This is a genomic window from Cytobacillus oceanisediminis, assembly GCF_007830235.1.
GTDB classification, from domain to species: domain Bacteria; phylum Bacillota; class Bacilli; order Bacillales; family Cytobacillaceae; genus Cytobacillus; species Cytobacillus oceanisediminis.
Genome location: NZ_VLKI01000004.1, coordinates 284,489 through 300,659, shown reverse-complemented (window position 1 = coordinate 300,659; position 16,171 = coordinate 284,489). Strand labels below are relative to the sequence as shown.

The window sequence follows — 16,171 nt, the reverse complement described above, 5'->3', positions numbered from 1 at the left end:
ATTGCAAAATATATGTATAAAAAGCCATTTGAAATCCTTCGATAAACTAAATATTATAACGCTATAAATATAATATCCCTTTTTACAAAATTTTTAAATAATTTACCTGTAAAAAAATTAGAAAAGGGCAGGCGCCCTTAAACATCTGTGTGAAATTCCCAAGTTTAAACAGTCTATAAAAGCAGAAATTGATCTAATAATAAAAAGCTTTGTTAAACTTGCCTGTTGATTTCCGCTCCCAGGCACTCAGCGAACCGCGGGCGGTCCCACGCTCCTCAAACACTAAGCCTGCTGGGCCTCCCTTTGACTCACTCCTATCACTGGAGTCCCGCGCCTTCCGCTCCAATCAACAGAATACTAATATCAACATTGAGCTTTTTCAGAGCTTAATAAAAAAACGCCTGGATGATTCCAAGCGTCAATTTTCCTTGTAAACGGGTGCAATTAGATCAATCCGGTTTGTCCATATACCCCCGGAATAACCAGCGGGAAGACGTCCCAAATCTGCAGGTGTATCAAAGCCTTCCGACCAGCCGCCGTCGCCTGCAACTACGATAACATTTGTGCCTGCTTTATCCATACGGTTTATAAACTTATGAGGCCAGCCCCACATCCATTTTGCATAAGCTTCAGGGATATGCAGCTGCGTCTCTTCACAGGAATTAGGAATATATCCTGTCCAGCCAGCTGCCAGATAGGGCAAGAGACAGCTCTTTAGGGTGGCCTTTGACATCACGCGTATGCCAGGCAATTTCTCCTGAAGCGCAGCAATAGGTTCATCTCCTCCATATACCGTTATTTCCTGCAGCCGGCTTTCCGGGAACTTTGAAAGATATCCAGCAAGCTGTTTTCCTTCATTCGGATCATTGCTTTTAATATGGATTAAAAAGTTGCTTTCCGGAAAATGCTCCATTACATCATCAAGCGAAGGCATAAGTCCGGTTTCTTTTCCTCGAAACGGAAAAGTTTTTCCCTTATCGGCTGTATAACCGTATCCAATGTCGAGCTGTTTCAGTTCCTCCATTGTATGTTCCCTGGTAACTCCCTGGCCATCTGTCCGGCATTCCAGTGTCCAATCATGAAAAACAGCAAACTGGCCATCCTTCGTCGGCTGGATATCCAATTCTATAACATCAGCCCCACCTTCAAAAGCCGCCTCCATTGATGGAATGGTATTTTCTATAAAAGGATGTTCAGGCTCATAAATTCGCTCTGCCGTACACGTATCCCCAGTTATTCCTTCCATATGAAAGGTCTGTGCCATCCCTCTATGCGCCAGCAGCAAAGGCTTCTCTTCCCCTTCTTTTGTAAACAGGGAGCTGTTATTGGCAAACATAAACACGGCAAGGATTAGTAAAAACAAGAGCAGTCTTTTAAAAAACTTTTTGATCTTTTTCATCCGGTCCTCCAAATGGTGTTCTTATATCATTCTCGAACCGATTTTACCATAATTTCATCTTTGTAAATACAAAGGCCAAATCAACCGATTTGGCCTTCAAAAATATATTTTAACTCGATTTCCGTCCCAGATAGGCCTCCATGATTCTTGGGTCATTCAACAGCTCCTGGGAACTTCCTTCTGCTACGATTTTTCCGGTTTCCAGCACATATCCATAATCGGATATGCGCAGAGCCTGCCTTGCATTCTGCTCTACCAGGAGGACTGTTGTCCCAGCTTCATTAATTTCTTTTATAATTTTAAAAATATCAGCCACGATCAACGGGGCCAATCCCATTGATGGTTCGTCAAGGAGAAGAAGCTTGGGCTTGCTGAGGATTGCTCTGGCAATGGCGAGCATTTGCTGCTGGCCGCCTGATAAAGTCCCCCCAAGCTGCTTCTGCCTTTCCTCAAGAATCGGGAATCTTTCCATTACATTTTTAATATCCCGGTCAATCTCATTATCCTTTCGGTGGTATGCCCCCATTTCAAGGTTTTCGAGCACTGTCATCCCTGATAGGATCTGCCGGCCCTCCGGAACAAGAGCAATTCCTTTTCTCAGCAGCTGATCAGGCCTCAGCCCCTTTACTTCCTCACCTTGAAATTCAATGCTGCCCTGCTGCGGTTTCAGAAGTCCAGATATAGTCTTCATGGTCGTTGTTTTCCCGGCTCCGTTTGCTCCAAGAATTGTGACAATGCTTCCTTCTTCGACCTCCAGACCAATGTTCTTAAGCACCTGGATTTTACCATAAAAGGCGGAAATGCCGTTTACTTTAAGCATACATATCTTCCTCCTCGCTGCCGAGATAGGCTTCGATGACATCAGGGTTATTCTGAATGTCGGCCGGTGTTCCTTCTGCAATCTTCTTGCCAAAGTTAAGTACCGCAATCCGGTCGCATAAATTCATTACAAGAGGCATATCATGCTCAATTAGCAGCACAGTAATCCCCTTCTCCTGAATCTTCTTAATAAGGTGAAAAAGTTCGCTTGTTTCTGTTTCATTCATTCCTGCTGCCGGCTCATCGAGAAGAAGAAGCTGAGGACTGCTGGCCAAGGCTCTGGCTATTTCCAGTCTTCTTTGCTGGCCGTATGCCAGGCTGTCCGAGACAACATCCGCATATTCTCCCAAACCAACAAATTCAAGCAATTCATTTGCTTTGCGGCGGATTCTTTCCTCTTCCTGGCGCTGGGCTTTTGTTCGAAAGACACTGCTGAATACCCCTGCTTTGCTCCGGCAATGCTCCCCTACCATTACGTTTTCCTCAGCTGTCATTTGCGGAAATAGACGAATGTTCTGGAATGTCCGGCAAATGCCTTTTTTCGTAATGAGATGGGGCTTCAGGCCATTTATGTTTTCTGCGTTAAATATAATTTCCCCGGAAGTGGGTGTAAACATCGATGTAATCAAATTGAACATCGTTGTTTTGCCTGCGCCATTGGGTCCAATCAGCCCAAAGATTTCTCCCTTATTTATAGAAAATGAGACATCAGACAGAGCACTCAGCCCGCCAAAGTTTTTACATGCTTTTTTGACTTGAAGTACCATGCTTTTGCCCCCTCTTTGATGTTTTCAGCTTAATCCAGTTTAAAATATTTACATCAATAAGTCCCTGAGGACGAACAGCCATCATAATAATGATGATTAAACCGTAAATCATATAGCGGTATTCGCTGATAAAACGAAGCACTTCTGGCATGACGGTCAAGAATAGCGCCCCAAATACCGGCCCCCAAATGACTTCACTGCCGCCAAAGACCGCAAAAATTAAAATTTCGACTGCACGGTGATAGGCAAAATCGGCCGGGCTTATGTAAGCTAGCACGTGCGCAAACAAAGTGCCGGCAAATCCTGCTACCAATGCTCCCTGTGCAAAAGCAAGGACTTTATAATAGGTGATGTTGATTCCCATTGACTCCGCTGCCTTTTCATCAAGCTTGATTGCAGCAAAAGCCCGTCCGACACGAGAACGGTTTTGTCTTCTAAAAAACATGACAATGCTGGTAGTAATTACTAATAAGAGAAGGAAAATAGTTAAGAAAACAAACTGGTTATTTTGCAGGCCGAGCACCTTCGGATCAAAGCCAAAGCCTTTTAGTGTATTCAGGATTTCACGCCCCATATGCGGTATGCCTGATAAACCAACAGCACCCTTTGTCAGCGACTCCCAGTTTACAAAAATAACACGAATAACTTCTCCAAAGCCAAGGGTAACAATCGCCAGATAAACTCCTTGAAGCCTTAAAGTTGGAATTCCGATTATAATTCCGAACAAACCGGCCATTAAGGTTCCTGCGAGTATCCCCACAATAATCGGGAGGTCAAAATTCAGCGTCAAAAGTGCGGAAGTATAAGCGCCGATCCCCATAAACCCAGCATTGGCAAGCGACAGCTGTCCCGTTGATAGTGTAATATAAATGCTTACCCCTAGAATAATGTTGATTAGTATAAAGGAAGCAACCTGTAAGTGATATGGATTAATTAATTCTGCAAGCATGGATTCACCTTCTTACGCTGAGATTTTTTGGCCAAACAACCCTTGAGGCCTAATGAGAAGTATGACGATTATAGCCACAAAAGCTATTGCATCCTTGTATCCGGAATTGCCGTAAACTACAACGAAAGTTTCCGCCAATCCAAGGATCAGCCCGCCTGCCATTGCTCCTTTGACATTTCCCATGCCTCCGAGAATGATAATGGCAAGCCCTTTTAGCCCTATGGATAATCCCATCTGCGGCGTAACAGAGTTAAAAGCCATCCCGACCAGGATGCCGGCAATTCCTCCCATAGCCGATGCAATGATAACGGTCATCGTAATCGTTCTTTTTACATCAACGCCAAGAAGGCTTGCAGTTTCCAGATTTTCCGCTGTTGCCCTTAACGCCTTGCCTGCCTTTGTTTTGCCAAGCCAAAAAGAAAGAGCGTACATCAAAAGTACAGAAATGACAAAAATGACAATCTGCACGAGGTATATGGTAATCGATCCGATCTGAAAACTTATTTCAGCGAATGAAGCACGGAATGGATGATTGCCTGGACCAAAAAGATGATGGGACAGGTTTTCCAGTAATATTGAAACACCGATTGTACTGATTAATGGCGCTAAATGTGAAACACCCTGTTTACTTCGCAGCGGTCTTAGAGCAAAACGTTCAAGCATATACCCCATTGCAGCAGTAACCAAAATGGCTGCCAGGAAAGCGAGCCAAAGCGGCCCTTTGAAGGTTGCTGTCACAACAACGCCGATAAAGGCGCCAAACATAAAGATCTCTCCGTGCGCCATGTTAATAATGCCTAGCACCCCGAAGACTAGTGTAAACCCAAGCGCAACGATGGCATAAATACTGCCAAGGGTTATTCCGTTTATTAATTGTTCAATTAACACGGCTATCCACCTACTAACATTTTTTTATATGAAGCTTGTAATTCTAATTTTTGGCTCTGTTAAACATGAGTGTTGATTTCCGCTGCAAGCACTCAGGGAACCGCGGGATTCCGACACTCCTTGGCGTTCTGCGCCTGCGGGGTATCCCATGGGTACGCTTTTTCCGCTAGAATCTCGTGCCTTCCGCTCCAAACAACACGTGTTAAAATCAACATTTAGCTTTAACACAGCTTAACCCTTAAAAGTAAAGCTCAGGCACTATTGAGCGCCAGAGCTTTACTTAGGATTACCTTTATTATTCAAAAACCTTGAAAGCTCCATCTTCAATCACCAAGACAGTTGGATCCATTACGACATCCCCTTCTTCATCAAAAGAGAACTCACCAAGGATTCCATTAAAGCCCTGGACTTCAGCCAATGCGTCCCGAAGAGCATCACGGTCAGCTTCACCGGCATTTTTCAATGCTTCTGCCATAATATAAAGCGCATCATATGCCTGGGCTGCAAATTGGTCTGGCTTTTTGCTGTATTCTTCTTCATATTTGCTGACAAAATCCTGAACCTTTTCATCTTCTTTTTCACCGTACCAAGGCGTTGCTACAATAAGCCCATTTGCCGCATCACCTGCGATGTTGATTACCTCGGGTGAGTTAAAGCCGTTTCCGCCTACAAAAGGAACATCAATACCCATTTTGCGTGCTTGGTCCATAATGACTGCCCCTTCGTTATATAGAGCAGAAGCCAAAATCAGATCCGGATTTAAGCCTTTAATTTTTGTTAACTGTGCGTTATAGTCGGATTGTCCTTTTTGGAAGGTTTCAATCGTCAATATTTCCAAGCCTTTTTCTTCTGCAGCCTTTTTCATCGTATCAAAGCCCGATTTTGTAAATACATCATCATTTCCATATAGGATTGCAACTTTTTTAGCATCATATTTTTCAATCGCTTTGTCGATTGCAGCCGGGATGGCCAATGCTTCAGGAAGCGAGTTGCGGAATACATAATCCCCTATTTGCGGGATGCCCTCTGCTGTAGTCGATGTTCCCATAATTGGGACTCCGTTTAGATCTGCCTCAGGGCCGACTACATTCATTTCTGTGCTTAAGGTAGGTCCGATAATGCCTGTCACATTCTCGGAATTCATTAATTTTTGAGCTGCTGTCAAAGCTTGGTCCTGCTTGCCTGCTGAATCTTCAATAACAAGGTTTATCTCTACCTCACCTTTGCTATTAATCTCCTCCTGCGCAAGTTTTAAGCCGTTGGTGATCGCTTCCCCATAAGCTGCTCCAGGTCCGCTGATATAGGAAATAACTCCTATATCTGCTTTGACTGCTCCTCCGCCGCTTTGCCCCTCTTTGTCCCCTGCAGCCTGGTTGCCGCCGCATGCAGACAGAACCAGCAAACTGGACAAGGCTGTTAATTTGGCAAATCTCTTCAACTGTTTTCTCATCTTCCAACCCCCGTTTTTTTCAGAAATAAATAAATATTCAAAACTATATTACTATTTAAATACAAATGCTTGGCAATGTAAATAATAATATGGAAACTTTTCTTACATATTATTTTTTTAACTGGATCGGAATCTCGGCAGTCTGGAAAATCTCACCTTCAATTGTCTTCTATCAACAAAAGATGGGGGAAATCTTTGTATTTTCGAAACATTGCCGGCACTTGTCACAGAATTGTAAGATTAATCTAAAGATATAACCAACTGGAGGTGCTATATAAATGGAAGCGATTACAAGGGACTTTTTCCTTTACTTATCTAAAAATGGATTTTTAAACAAAATTGCCCAAAACAAAGGCGGAAGTTTTGCAGCAGGAAAATTAATTGGCGGTGTGGATTTTAAAAGCAGCGTGCGCTTTATAAGAGACTTGAATAATCAAGGACTTTCTGTAACTGTTGACCATTTGGGTGAATTCGTTGATTCGGTTGAGGTGGCGAATGAACGGACAGAGGAATGTATCTCGACTATTGAGATGATCAGCAGAGAAGGTTTGGATTCGCAAGTATCCCTTAAAATGACTTCCCTTGGCCTGGATATTGATCATGATCTTGTCGTAACAAATATGACTAGGATTCTGGATACAGCTGAAAAGCACAACATTATGGTTACAATTGATATGGAGGACGTTCCCCGCTGCCAGGCAACTATAGACTTGTTTAAGCAGTTTAAAGAGAAATACAGCTGTGTTAGTACGGTTCTTCAGGCCTACTTATATCGCACTGAAAAAGACTTGCAGGATCTTGGCAAGTATCAGCCTTTTTTGCGGCTTGTAAAGGGAGCTTACAAAGAGTCACCTGAACACGCCTTCCCTGAAAAAAAGGATGTGGACGAGAACTATAAAAAGCTGATTGAACAAAGTCTGCTGAATGGAAATTATACGGCGATAGCTTCCCATGACGACCAAATCATCGAGTATACAAAAGAGTTAGCAAAGAAGCATAACATTCCAAACGATCGCTTTGAATTCCAAATGCTTTACGGCATGAGAAACAAAACACAGCTGGAACTCGCGAAGCAAGGCTACAGAATGCGTGTTTATGTACCTTATGGAATGGACTGGTACGGCTATTTCATGAGACGGATGGCTGAACGCCCCGCGAATATTGCCTTTGCTTTTAAAGGTATTTTCAAAGGATAATACACTAAAAATTATTTTTCTTTCAAAATATTAAAATCCGGCTATAATAAAAACAAAATATTATTTTTGCACATACAAATGGAAGATTTCCTAAGTAATGAGAAAGCAAGGCAGCACGCTTTCTCACAGCTTATTTTATCTAAATATTTACAAAATTAAAAAACACTATATCAAAGGGGGTTTATGTATGGATTATGCATTGCTAATATCCATTACCATCTATATGATCGGGATGCTTTGGATTGGCTATTACGCCTATAAACGAACGTCCAATCTATCAGACTACATGCTTGGCGGAAGAACACTTGGTCCTGCCGTTACCACTTTAAGTGCTGGTGCATCCGATATGAGCGGCTGGCTGCTAATGGGGCTTCCAGGTGCCATGTATGCCACAGGCTTAAGTGCATCCTGGATTGTTATCGGATTAACGCTCGGAGCATGGGCTAACTGGCTGTATGTTGCTCCGAGGCTGCGCACTTATACTGAAGTAGCTAATGATTCAATCACCATTCCTGGGTATTTGGAAAACCGTTTCGGCGATACATCCAAGATCCTTCGCCTGATTTCAGGATTAGTTATTATGATTTTCTTCACATTCTATGTTTCATCAGGCATGGTTTCCGGAGGCGTATTATTTCAAAGCACATTTGGTCTAGAGTATCACACAGGTTTATGGATTATCACCGGTGTAGTTGTTGCTTATACTCTGTTTGGCGGATTCCTTGCGGTTAGCTGGACAGACTTTGTTCAAGGTTTGATCATGTTTATTGCACTGATTCTCGTACCATTAGTAACATTGTTCCATGTAGGCGGATTCGGTCCGGCTATTGATACAGCCAGATCTATTGATCCGGCACTTCTTGATATCTTCACTGGGACAAGCCTGCTTGGCATCATCTCCTTGTTTGCCTGGGGTCTTGGCTACTTTGGACAGCCGCATATTATTGTCCGCTTTATGGCAATCAGTTCTGTAAAAGAAATCAAAAAAGCCACCCGCATCGGGATGGGCTGGATGATTTTCGCAAGCATTGGCGCAATGCTGACAGGTTTTATCGGCATTGCCTATGTTGCGGATACCGGGATAAACCTTGAGGATTCAGAAACCATTTTCATCTTATTGGGAGATGTCCTATTCCATCCGATTATTACTGGATTCTTAATAGCAGCGATCCTTGCTGCTATCATGAGCACGATTTCTTCCCAGCTGCTTGTGACTTCGAGTTCACTGACGGAGGACTTGTACAAAACGTTCTTCCGCCGTTCAGCATCAGACAAAGAGCTTGTCACGATTGGGAGACTATCTGTATTGCTTGTATCGATCGTAGCATTGGTTATTTCATGGGAGAAGAACGAAACGATTCTTAACCTAGTAGGCTATGCATGGGCAGGATTCGGAGCCTCTTTCGGACCGCTAATCATTCTTAGCCTTTACTGGAAGCGCATGACAAGATGGGGAGCTTTAGCAGGAATGGTTGTTGGGGCATGCACCGTTATAATTTGGTCAAGCGCAGGCTTATCCGGAATCCTTTATGAAATGATTCCGGGCTTTGCTGCCAGCCTCATTGCGATCATAGTGGTAAGCCTTCTAACAGCAAAACCTTCAACAGAAATAGAAAAACAATTCGACGACTTTGAGAAATCATTTAAATAACCTTTCATGCTAGGACTGGGCCAGAACGGCCCGGTCCTTTTATTTTCGACATTATTCGGGTGGTACCTGGTACTGATTTTCTCTATAATAAAAACAGCAACACTTAGGAGGTAGCCGAATGAGCCAGCCGCTGGAGAAGATTCTTAATATATCAGATATAGACGAAATAACGGAATTGGTCAGTACCTTTTTAAAGAAGCCTGTCGTCATCGAGGATGAGCAGTTTTCGCTGCTGGCCTACAGTTCATATTATATTGAGCATTTTGATCTGGCCAATCAGCAGACGATTTTTTCTAAAAGATGGCCTATTCCCATTTTAGAAAAGTTTATGGATGAAGGCATTGTCGATCAGCTGAAAACCATTCCTGAGCCATTCCGCATTAAAAGGATGGAAGATATCGGGCTTAACCAGCGTGTGGTCGTTAGCGCTAAATACAAGGATCAGATTTTGGGTTATATTTGGGTTCAAGAAACGGATGGATTGCTATCGGATAATGAAATGAAGTTTTTGCTTGAAATCTCTTTTCATATTGGCAAGCTTCTTTACCAGAAAAACTTACTAAAGCTGCGCAAAGATGAGGAGAAACATCAATTTTACAGAAAGATCATAGACCGGACATACCAAACGGAAGACCAAATCAAATGGGAAGCAGCCAATGTGAAAATCATCCTTCCGGAGGCATTCATCATAAATGTATTTACAGTCGCCAGGGCAGATGAAGAAATTTTTGCCGAGCTGACCGAAACAGTGCGCCTGTTTGCGAACGCACTCAGCCATCCGGCTCACATTTTTACAAACCAACTGGAGATTATTGTGATGATTGGCAGCAGCTCTCCAGCGCCAGGCAGCCTTTCAGAAGATGCACATGAATTAACCAACACAGTCCTTAGCCAATTTAAGCAGCAAGCAGTGTATGCGGGAATCGGCGGTGAATATACCTCCATCCTTAAACTGCGGAAAAGCTATGCAGAGGCGCAGGAGGTCATTAAAGCCGCCAAATTTATCGGCTCGCCTGAAGAATTGCCATATGAATATAAGAAACTGTGGGTCTTCCGGTATTTGGAGCCCATTGCACAGCATAACAGCAAGACGAATTACGTTAATGAAGACCTTTTGAAGCTGCAGAAAAAAGACCATGAAAGCCAGACCAATTTACTGAAAACACTTGAGGTTTATTTATTAAATAACTGCCGTCTCAAGCCTACAGCAGAACAGCTCTTCATTCACTCAAACACGTTAAAATACCGGATGAAGCAAATTACAGATTTAACTTCCATCGATTTTGACGATTTTAATACAAGATGCCAGCTATATATCGATTTACAGTTGCTGAAGCGTAAAAAATAAAGCTGATTCCTTGAATGGAGTCTGCTTTTATTTTGCTTTAATTGGGAATTTCAATGGAAACTTTGCTGGTATTTACTTTTCTTTAGATAATTTTCCACCAAGAAACTGAAAATTATGGAGAGTTATGACGACCTCTTTTTCCTCTGTCCTCTGAGTATCGGCTTCATGAAGCGTCTATGGCGTCCTTCTGCGAATTCTGTACTTTTGCATTTTGGTCATTCATCTTTATTTTAACATCTCGGCAACTCCACCTATTTTAAATACATTCCGCAGCATAAAAGTTCCAAAAAAAATGCCTGTCCGGGGATCAGGCATTTTAATTTTCTTCTTTTTCAGGCTTGAACAGAAAATACGAAATGGCACCGGATAAGAGCGCTGCACCGGCTGCTATTAACATTCTGATTGACATGTCTATTTGCTGATAATCCTTGTTAAGCATCCACATAGCGGCAGCTGCTACAAGAATCATGATGGGAATCACTATAAGTTTTCTATTTTTCAAGATTTCTTACTTCCTTTCATTGCACTTCACTATGGCGGGTTAGTCTACATTCTATTATATAAAAAATGAGAGCAAATGGATAATTACACACCTTTATTGCAAACCCTTCCAATTGTCATAATTATTAAACCTTATTTTTTTGGCCGAGTTCCCTTTACAAAGGGTCTTTATGGGCTTTATAATCCCGTTGTTCCACTTTTTACGGAAAGCGAAAAAAATGTTAAAAAAGGAGGTTGCGGCGATGCGACAAAAAATACTTTCCTTTTTATTGATAAATCTAGGAGCATTCCTTGTTTCAATAAATGTCCACTTTTTCTTGTCTCCCAATAATTTAGCAACAGGAGGAGTCAGTGGATTGTCGATTATCATGAATGATTTGTTCCCAGGGCTCTCAATCGGAACTTTCATGATTCTTGTCAATATCGTACTTTTTTTGGTCGGATTTATTTTTCTCGGCTCAGGCTTTGGTGCTAAGACCATTTATGCAAGCTTTGCCCTGTCATTTTATGTATGGGTGCTAGAAAAATTTGCCCCAATCAGCCAGCCGCTTAGCGATGATATTCTTATACAGCTGATTATCGGCCAATGCATCGCCGCAACTGGGATGGCAATTGTCTTTAATCAGCAGGCATCCACCGGCGGAACTGACATTATCGCTATGATTTTTAATAAATACTTAAACATTGAAGTAGGCCGGGGGGTGCTGCTGGCGGATTTATCGATTGCTCTATCCTCCGCCATCCTATTCGGGCCGCAAGTCGGCTTGTATGCGTTCTTTGGTGTCATCATAAATGGATTTGTCATTGATTATGCACTTCAGGAATTTAATTCAAATAAAGAAATCGTCATCATCAGCCGCCACAGCGATGAAATTAAAACCTATATTGTCCATGAGTTAGGCAAAGGTGCAACCATCCATATTGCTACTGGAGCCTTTACCTCAGACCAAAAAGAAGTGATTACGACCATCCTTGGCCGCAAAGATTTTACAAGGCTGAAAGGCTACATCACACAGGTTGATAATAAAGCATTTATCACCGTCCATACTATGAATGAAATTCTCGGACAAAACTTCAAACGATTAGCTTGACTATATAAAGTAGCCTCATCCACCGTGGATGAGGCTTTTTCTTCTTTTGCCATTACCTATAAGTACTCCCCTCCAGGAGTAAATGTCCTTTTTGCCAGTTCATTTTCAAGCATAAAAAATGCATTGCTGTCATCATCAATCCGTTTTAGCTTCTGAATCAAGCTATCAAATAAGGCTTCTTCCTCGACCTGCTCTTCAATGAACCATTTTAAAAAGGTCATGGTCGCATGCTCCCGCTCATCAAGGGCGAGATCTGACAAGTTGTAAATTCGGCTGGTTACTTCCTTTTCATGAGCCAGCCCTTTTTCAAACACATCCAGGACAGAGTTAAAGTCATTATTGACAGGCGGAAACCCTTCAACGGTCACCCGTGCCCCAATATCATTTAAGAAATTGTAAAACTTCATGGCATGGAAACGTTCTTCTTCTGCCTGGACTAAGAAAAAGTTTGCAAACCCATCCAGGTTTTCAGCGGAACAATAGGCTGCCATAGCTAAATAAGCATGCGCTGAATAATACTCATAATTCATTTGGCTGTTTAATTCTTTGATTAGTTTATCGCTCAACACCGCAATTCCTCCTATAATTCTTTCTTCTATTACCATTCCCAATGAGGACTGAATCAAGCGTAAAATCTTTACAAAATCCAAATTATTAATAGCTTTTTTCCGTTCTTTTCAGGATCAAAAATTGTGGAATTATTATAAAAAAATACTTATATTATCAGCAAGTTCAGGGATTCGTTTGAACAAGTTGAATCGTCTGCTGATAAATTAACCATGCTTAATAATGAAATGGAATAGAAAAAAGGCATAGCGCAGCTCCAAATGGGGCTGCGTTTTTTTGTTTTAGCCCTTTTGGTTTTAAAATAACCCCTTGTGGAAAAAGGGTAGAAAAGGAGGCGTTTACATGAAAGTGGTCGTTATCGGTGCCAACGGAGATGTTGGCGAGCATGTAGTCAGGAAGCTGGCAGAGAAAAACATAGAATCTCTTGCAGTTGTAGCCAATGAAAATCAAATTGAAGATTTAAAAAAGATTGGTGCGGCTAATGCAGTGGTATATGACGAACAAAATCTTTTATCCCAGCTTCAGTCATCAGATGCTGTCATTTACTTAACAGGTGTCAATCCGAAAAAGCACACAAGCAAAACCGTCATGGTTGACCACCAATCTGTTTCAGATACGATCCAATTAGCACACAAATCAGGTGTGAAGCGATTTGTGATGATGAGCGCAGTTAAAGCTGAAGAGAGAGAGAACGACCAATCCCGGACGATCGCTGCCAAAGATTTGCCTGAGGATATGCTAAAGGGTGCCAATTTTATTTATACAGTCGTACGACCTGGCCAATTAACAGATAAACCAGGGACCGAAATGGTAAAGGCAACCAATAAAATACATGATAGGTCAGCAGAAATCCCCCGTGAGGATGCAGCAGCAGTTCTTGTTGAATCTTTGGAACACGAAGCAGTTTTTAATAAAACGATAGAAGTATCCTCAGGTGACACCCCTATCCATGACGCACTAAACTTATTTTAATCGAAGGAGGACCATATGAGCTTAACAGATTATCTAGTTATTGCACTATTTATATTTATTGCACTTGTCATTTTAATACCAGTCTTCCTTTTTATCTATTGGTATATAAAAGATGACAGGCAAAAACAGCATTCCATACTCAGAAACTTTCCGGTTATCGGGAAGGTACGGTATATAACAGAAAAAATCGGGCCTGAATTAAGGCAATATTTGTTTAATAACGATACAGAAGGCAAGCCTTTCTCCAGGAAAGAGTATCAGGACGTCGTGAAAGCGGGAAAGTATAAAGAAAGACTAATAGGGTTTGGATCAATAAGGGATTTTGATGATGAAGGCTTTTATATTCGGAATACATTGTTTCCAAAGCTGGTCGATGAAATGAAGGTTGATAACACCAATAAAATTAAAACACGTGTTTATAAAGTTGATGGTAACAACTTGTTTTCAAGAAAGGAACATAGTGAAGAAAAACTGGCAGATCCCTTTTATTTGCGTGATGAAGATGCTGTCGTCCTGGGTGAAATCACCTGCAGACATCCATTCAGAGTCAAGGGGCTTGTCGGACAATCGGCCATGAGCTATGGTTCCCTTGGCGAAAAAGCCATCACTGCCTTGTCAAAAGGTCTTGGCCTAGCTGGCGGCACTTGGATGAACACCGGTGAAGGCGGTCTTTCCCAATATCATTTGGCAGGAAGCCCGGATATCATTATGCAAATTGGGCCGGACATGTTTGGCGTACGAAAACCAAACGGAGAATTTTCATGGGAGGAATTTAAAAAGAAAAGTGAAATCCCTGAGGTTAAAGCTTTTGAATTAAAGCTCGCCCAGGGTGCAAAAACCCGCGGGGGTCATGTTGAAGGCGAAAAGGTTACAGAAGAGATTGCCAGTATTCGCCTTGTTGAAGTCGGAAAAACGATTAACAGTCCAAACCGTTTCTATGAATTTGATGATGCCCCTTCCATGTTTGATTTTATTGAAGAACTGCGTAGTGTTGGCGGCAAGCCGGTTGGAATGAAGATCGTAGTCGGTGACCTTGATGCCCTCGAAAGGATGATTTCATATATGAAGGAAAGCGGCATAGGCCCTGATTTTATTACAGTCGATGGAGGTGAAGGCGGTACAGGTGCAACCTATCAGGAGCTCGCTGACAGTGTTGGTCTTCCAATCCAATCCGCTCTGACTGTGGTAGACGAAATGTTGAGACAGTATGAAGTTCGAGACCGTGTAAAAATCATCGCCTCCGGAAAACTAATTACACCTGATAAAATTGCGATCGCTCTTGCAATGGGCGCAGACCTCGTCAATATCGCCCGAGGCTTTATGATCAGCGTTGGCTGCATCATGGCGCAGGTTTGCCATACAAATCACTGTCCTGCAGGAGTAGCTACAACCGACAAGAAGCTCCAGGACGGATTGATTGTTGAGGAAAAACATTATAGAGTCTGCAACTACGTTATCTCTCTAAGGGAAGGACTTTACAATCTTGCCGCTGCTGCCGGAATTGAGAACCCTACCTTATTCGAAAGGAAGCATATTGTTCATAAAGATAAATTTGGCAGAGTCTCTCCACTCGAGGAAATTCTGCAGGCAGCAAAAAGAACACAAATGCAAAAGGAAGGCTGAAGAAGAAAAAAACCTGGTCCCAATTGGGATTAGGTTTTATTTATCTTTATTCAATATTTTTTCCGCATAAAGAGAATGACAGCAATTGAAGTTTCAGCATTTTACTGACTCCCTTCTTCGATTCTACAATCACATCCGCAACCCTCAGTGGAGCGTCCAAGTGTGGCCCCTCTTTTGTTGTGCTCATCCCGCACACTGGAATTTCAGAAAACTTTTCTGGAATAATCAAAGTACAGATCAGCTATATAGCCGATCTGTTTTTTTGTATGTCTATGGATTCATTTTAATTCCATTTGTGAACACTTCGTGAACACATCCATGTATATCTTTACTTTCCTTTTTTGCGGTAAAACTAAGCTTACAAAAAGGAGGAGAATATTGTGGAATTATCCTGGATGACTTTTATTATGATTATATTAGCAAGCTACCGCTTAACTCATTTAATTGTTTTCGATAAAATAACAGAGCCCATTAGGAACCTTTTTTTAGTGAAAAGAGAATCACCTTCCCACCAAATTAAGAAAGTACCAAAGTCGATGTTCGGATATTTGCTGACATGCTATTGGTGCACGGGTATGTGGTCAGCTATCCTGCTCGGATCGTTATACATCCTTCTCCCGTCATTGGGAAGGTATCTAATTTTTATTCTTGCTATTGCCGGCGGGCAAGCCATACTGGAATCATTTGTTGGCGTTAATATTAAAAAGACAGAATTATATGCTGATAAACTCAAGAAAGAGACTTTTAAAGCCAATTAGTAAGCAAACTGCCCCAGAGGCTTTGTTACTGTCCTGGGGTAGCTTTTAATAAGAAATAAGATTTACCATCTGCCCCTTTTTCTTACATAAAAACAGGACTATTGTGGGATTTTGTCGTTTTAAATCGAATTCCCCCTGCAATCAAGGTATAATTTAGATTGGAAAAAATAGATACATAGAAAATGCTTTATA

General features: G+C 41.9%; 15 protein-coding genes. 7 read left to right on the top strand and 8 right to left on the bottom strand.

Features of this window, described 5'->3' with window-relative positions; genetic code table 11:
- Positions 1-418 precede the first annotated feature (418 nt).
- The 6 genes from IQ19_RS10085 to IQ19_RS10060 all read right to left on the bottom strand — a co-directional run bounded on the left by IQ19_RS10085 (position 419) and on the right by IQ19_RS10060 (position 6,272).
- The gene (locus IQ19_RS10085) at positions 419-1,399 is read right to left on the bottom strand and encodes a glycerophosphodiester phosphodiesterase family protein (protein WP_144542299.1); all 981 of its coding nucleotides are present in this window, start codon (positions 1,397-1,399) and stop codon (positions 419-421) included.
- 109 nt (positions 1,400-1,508) lie between these two features.
- On the bottom strand, positions 1,509-2,219 hold the full coding sequence (locus IQ19_RS10080) for an ABC transporter ATP-binding protein (RefSeq protein ID WP_144542298.1): 711 nt from the start codon (positions 2,217-2,219) through the stop codon (positions 1,509-1,511).
- Positions 2,212-2,985 (bottom strand): ABC transporter ATP-binding protein, encoded by a 774-nt coding sequence (locus IQ19_RS10075; RefSeq protein ID WP_144542297.1) that lies wholly within the window; start codon positions 2,983-2,985, stop codon positions 2,212-2,214. Before IQ19_RS10075 ends, IQ19_RS10080 begins: the two co-directional genes overlap by 8 nt.
- On the bottom strand, positions 2,957-3,934 hold the full coding sequence (locus IQ19_RS10070) for a branched-chain amino acid ABC transporter permease (protein WP_144542296.1): 978 nt from the start codon (positions 3,932-3,934) through the stop codon (positions 2,957-2,959). The genes IQ19_RS10075 and IQ19_RS10070 overlap by 29 nt, the downstream gene beginning before the upstream one ends.
- A gap of 12 nt (positions 3,935-3,946) precedes the next feature.
- A complete protein-coding gene (locus IQ19_RS10065; RefSeq protein ID WP_144542295.1) occupies positions 3,947-4,822 on the bottom strand; it encodes a branched-chain amino acid ABC transporter permease in 876 nt (291 codons plus the stop codon).
- A 295-nt stretch (positions 4,823-5,117) separates the two neighbouring features.
- Positions 5,118-6,272, bottom strand: coding sequence for an ABC transporter substrate-binding protein (locus IQ19_RS10060; RefSeq protein ID WP_144542294.1), 1,155 nt, complete (start codon positions 6,270-6,272; stop codon positions 5,118-5,120).
- A gap of 278 nt (positions 6,273-6,550) precedes the next feature.
- Between IQ19_RS10060 and IQ19_RS10055 the strand changes: the two genes are divergently transcribed.
- The 3 genes from IQ19_RS10055 to IQ19_RS10045 all read left to right on the top strand — a co-directional run bounded on the left by IQ19_RS10055 (position 6,551) and on the right by IQ19_RS10045 (position 10,467).
- Positions 6,551-7,468, top strand: a complete 918-nt coding sequence (locus tag IQ19_RS10055) for a proline dehydrogenase family protein (protein ID WP_110066651.1) — start codon at positions 6,551-6,553, stop codon at positions 7,466-7,468.
- A gap of 187 nt (positions 7,469-7,655) precedes the next feature.
- The gene (gene putP / locus IQ19_RS10050) at positions 7,656-9,119 is read left to right on the top strand and encodes a sodium/proline symporter PutP (RefSeq protein ID WP_144542293.1); all 1,464 of its coding nucleotides are present in this window, start codon (positions 7,656-7,658) and stop codon (positions 9,117-9,119) included.
- A gap of 118 nt (positions 9,120-9,237) precedes the next feature.
- Positions 9,238-10,467 (top strand): PucR family transcriptional regulator, encoded by a 1,230-nt coding sequence (locus IQ19_RS10045; RefSeq protein WP_144542292.1) that lies wholly within the window; start codon positions 9,238-9,240, stop codon positions 10,465-10,467.
- Between the two features lie 316 nt (positions 10,468-10,783).
- Here IQ19_RS10045 and IQ19_RS10040 read toward each other — a convergent pair whose 3' ends face one another.
- Complete coding sequence (locus IQ19_RS10040) at positions 10,784-10,969, bottom strand: histidine kinase (protein WP_144542291.1); 186 nt, start codon at positions 10,967-10,969, stop codon at positions 10,784-10,786.
- Positions 10,970-11,210: 241 nt separating this feature from the next.
- Between IQ19_RS10040 and IQ19_RS10035 the strand changes: the two genes are divergently transcribed.
- The gene (locus tag IQ19_RS10035) at positions 11,211-12,059 is read left to right on the top strand and encodes a YitT family protein (protein WP_144542290.1); all 849 of its coding nucleotides are present in this window, start codon (positions 11,211-11,213) and stop codon (positions 12,057-12,059) included.
- 56 nt (positions 12,060-12,115) lie between these two features.
- Here the strand turns inward: IQ19_RS10035 and IQ19_RS10030 are convergent, their stop codons facing one another.
- Complete coding sequence (locus tag IQ19_RS10030) at positions 12,116-12,628, bottom strand: ferritin (RefSeq protein ID WP_144542289.1); 513 nt, start codon at positions 12,626-12,628, stop codon at positions 12,116-12,118.
- Positions 12,629-12,968: 340 nt separating this feature from the next.
- Between IQ19_RS10030 and IQ19_RS10025 the strand changes: the two genes are divergently transcribed.
- The 3 genes from IQ19_RS10025 (at position 12,969) to IQ19_RS10015 (ending at position 15,979) form a co-directional block, all read left to right on the top strand.
- The gene (locus tag IQ19_RS10025; protein ID WP_144542288.1) at positions 12,969-13,598 is read left to right on the top strand and encodes an NAD(P)H-binding protein; all 630 of its coding nucleotides are present in this window, start codon (positions 12,969-12,971) and stop codon (positions 13,596-13,598) included.
- 15 nt (positions 13,599-13,613) lie between these two features.
- Positions 13,614-15,221, top strand: coding sequence for an FMN-binding glutamate synthase family protein (locus IQ19_RS10020; RefSeq protein ID WP_144542287.1), 1,608 nt, complete (start codon positions 13,614-13,616; stop codon positions 15,219-15,221).
- A gap of 377 nt (positions 15,222-15,598) precedes the next feature.
- On the top strand, positions 15,599-15,979 hold the full coding sequence (locus tag IQ19_RS10015; protein ID WP_415801806.1) for a DUF1360 domain-containing protein: 381 nt from the start codon (positions 15,599-15,601) through the stop codon (positions 15,977-15,979).
- The last annotated feature ends 192 nt before the right edge of the window (positions 15,980-16,171 follow it).

What these genes read in the sequence shown, in the direction of transcription:
- IQ19_RS10085 (WP_144542299.1), bottom strand. Translation starts at nt 1,399, where the DNA reads ATGAAAAAGATCAAAAAGTTTTTTAAAAGACTGCTCTTGTTTTTACTA.
- IQ19_RS10080 (WP_144542298.1), bottom strand. Translation starts at nt 2,219, where the DNA reads ATGCTTAAAGTAAACGGCATTTCCGCCTTTTATGGTAAAATCCAGGTG.
- IQ19_RS10075 (WP_144542297.1), bottom strand. Translation starts at nt 2,985, where the DNA reads ATGGTACTTCAAGTCAAAAAAGCATGTAAAAACTTTGGCGGGCTGAGT.
- IQ19_RS10070 (WP_144542296.1), bottom strand. Translation starts at nt 3,934, where the DNA reads ATGCTTGCAGAATTAATTAATCCATATCACTTACAGGTTGCTTCCTTT.
- IQ19_RS10060 (WP_144542294.1), bottom strand. Translation starts at nt 6,272, where the DNA reads ATGAGAAAACAGTTGAAGAGATTTGCCAAATTAACAGCCTTGTCCAGT.
- IQ19_RS10055 (WP_110066651.1), top strand. Translation starts at nt 6,551, where the DNA reads ATGGAAGCGATTACAAGGGACTTTTTCCTTTACTTATCTAAAAATGGA.
- putP (WP_144542293.1), top strand. Translation starts at nt 7,656, where the DNA reads ATGGATTATGCATTGCTAATATCCATTACCATCTATATGATCGGGATG.
- IQ19_RS10045 (WP_144542292.1), top strand. Translation starts at nt 9,238, where the DNA reads ATGAGCCAGCCGCTGGAGAAGATTCTTAATATATCAGATATAGACGAA.
- IQ19_RS10035 (WP_144542290.1), top strand. Translation starts at nt 11,211, where the DNA reads ATGCGACAAAAAATACTTTCCTTTTTATTGATAAATCTAGGAGCATTC.
- IQ19_RS10025 (WP_144542288.1), top strand. Translation starts at nt 12,969, where the DNA reads ATGAAAGTGGTCGTTATCGGTGCCAACGGAGATGTTGGCGAGCATGTA.
- IQ19_RS10020 (WP_144542287.1), top strand. Translation starts at nt 13,614, where the DNA reads ATGAGCTTAACAGATTATCTAGTTATTGCACTATTTATATTTATTGCA.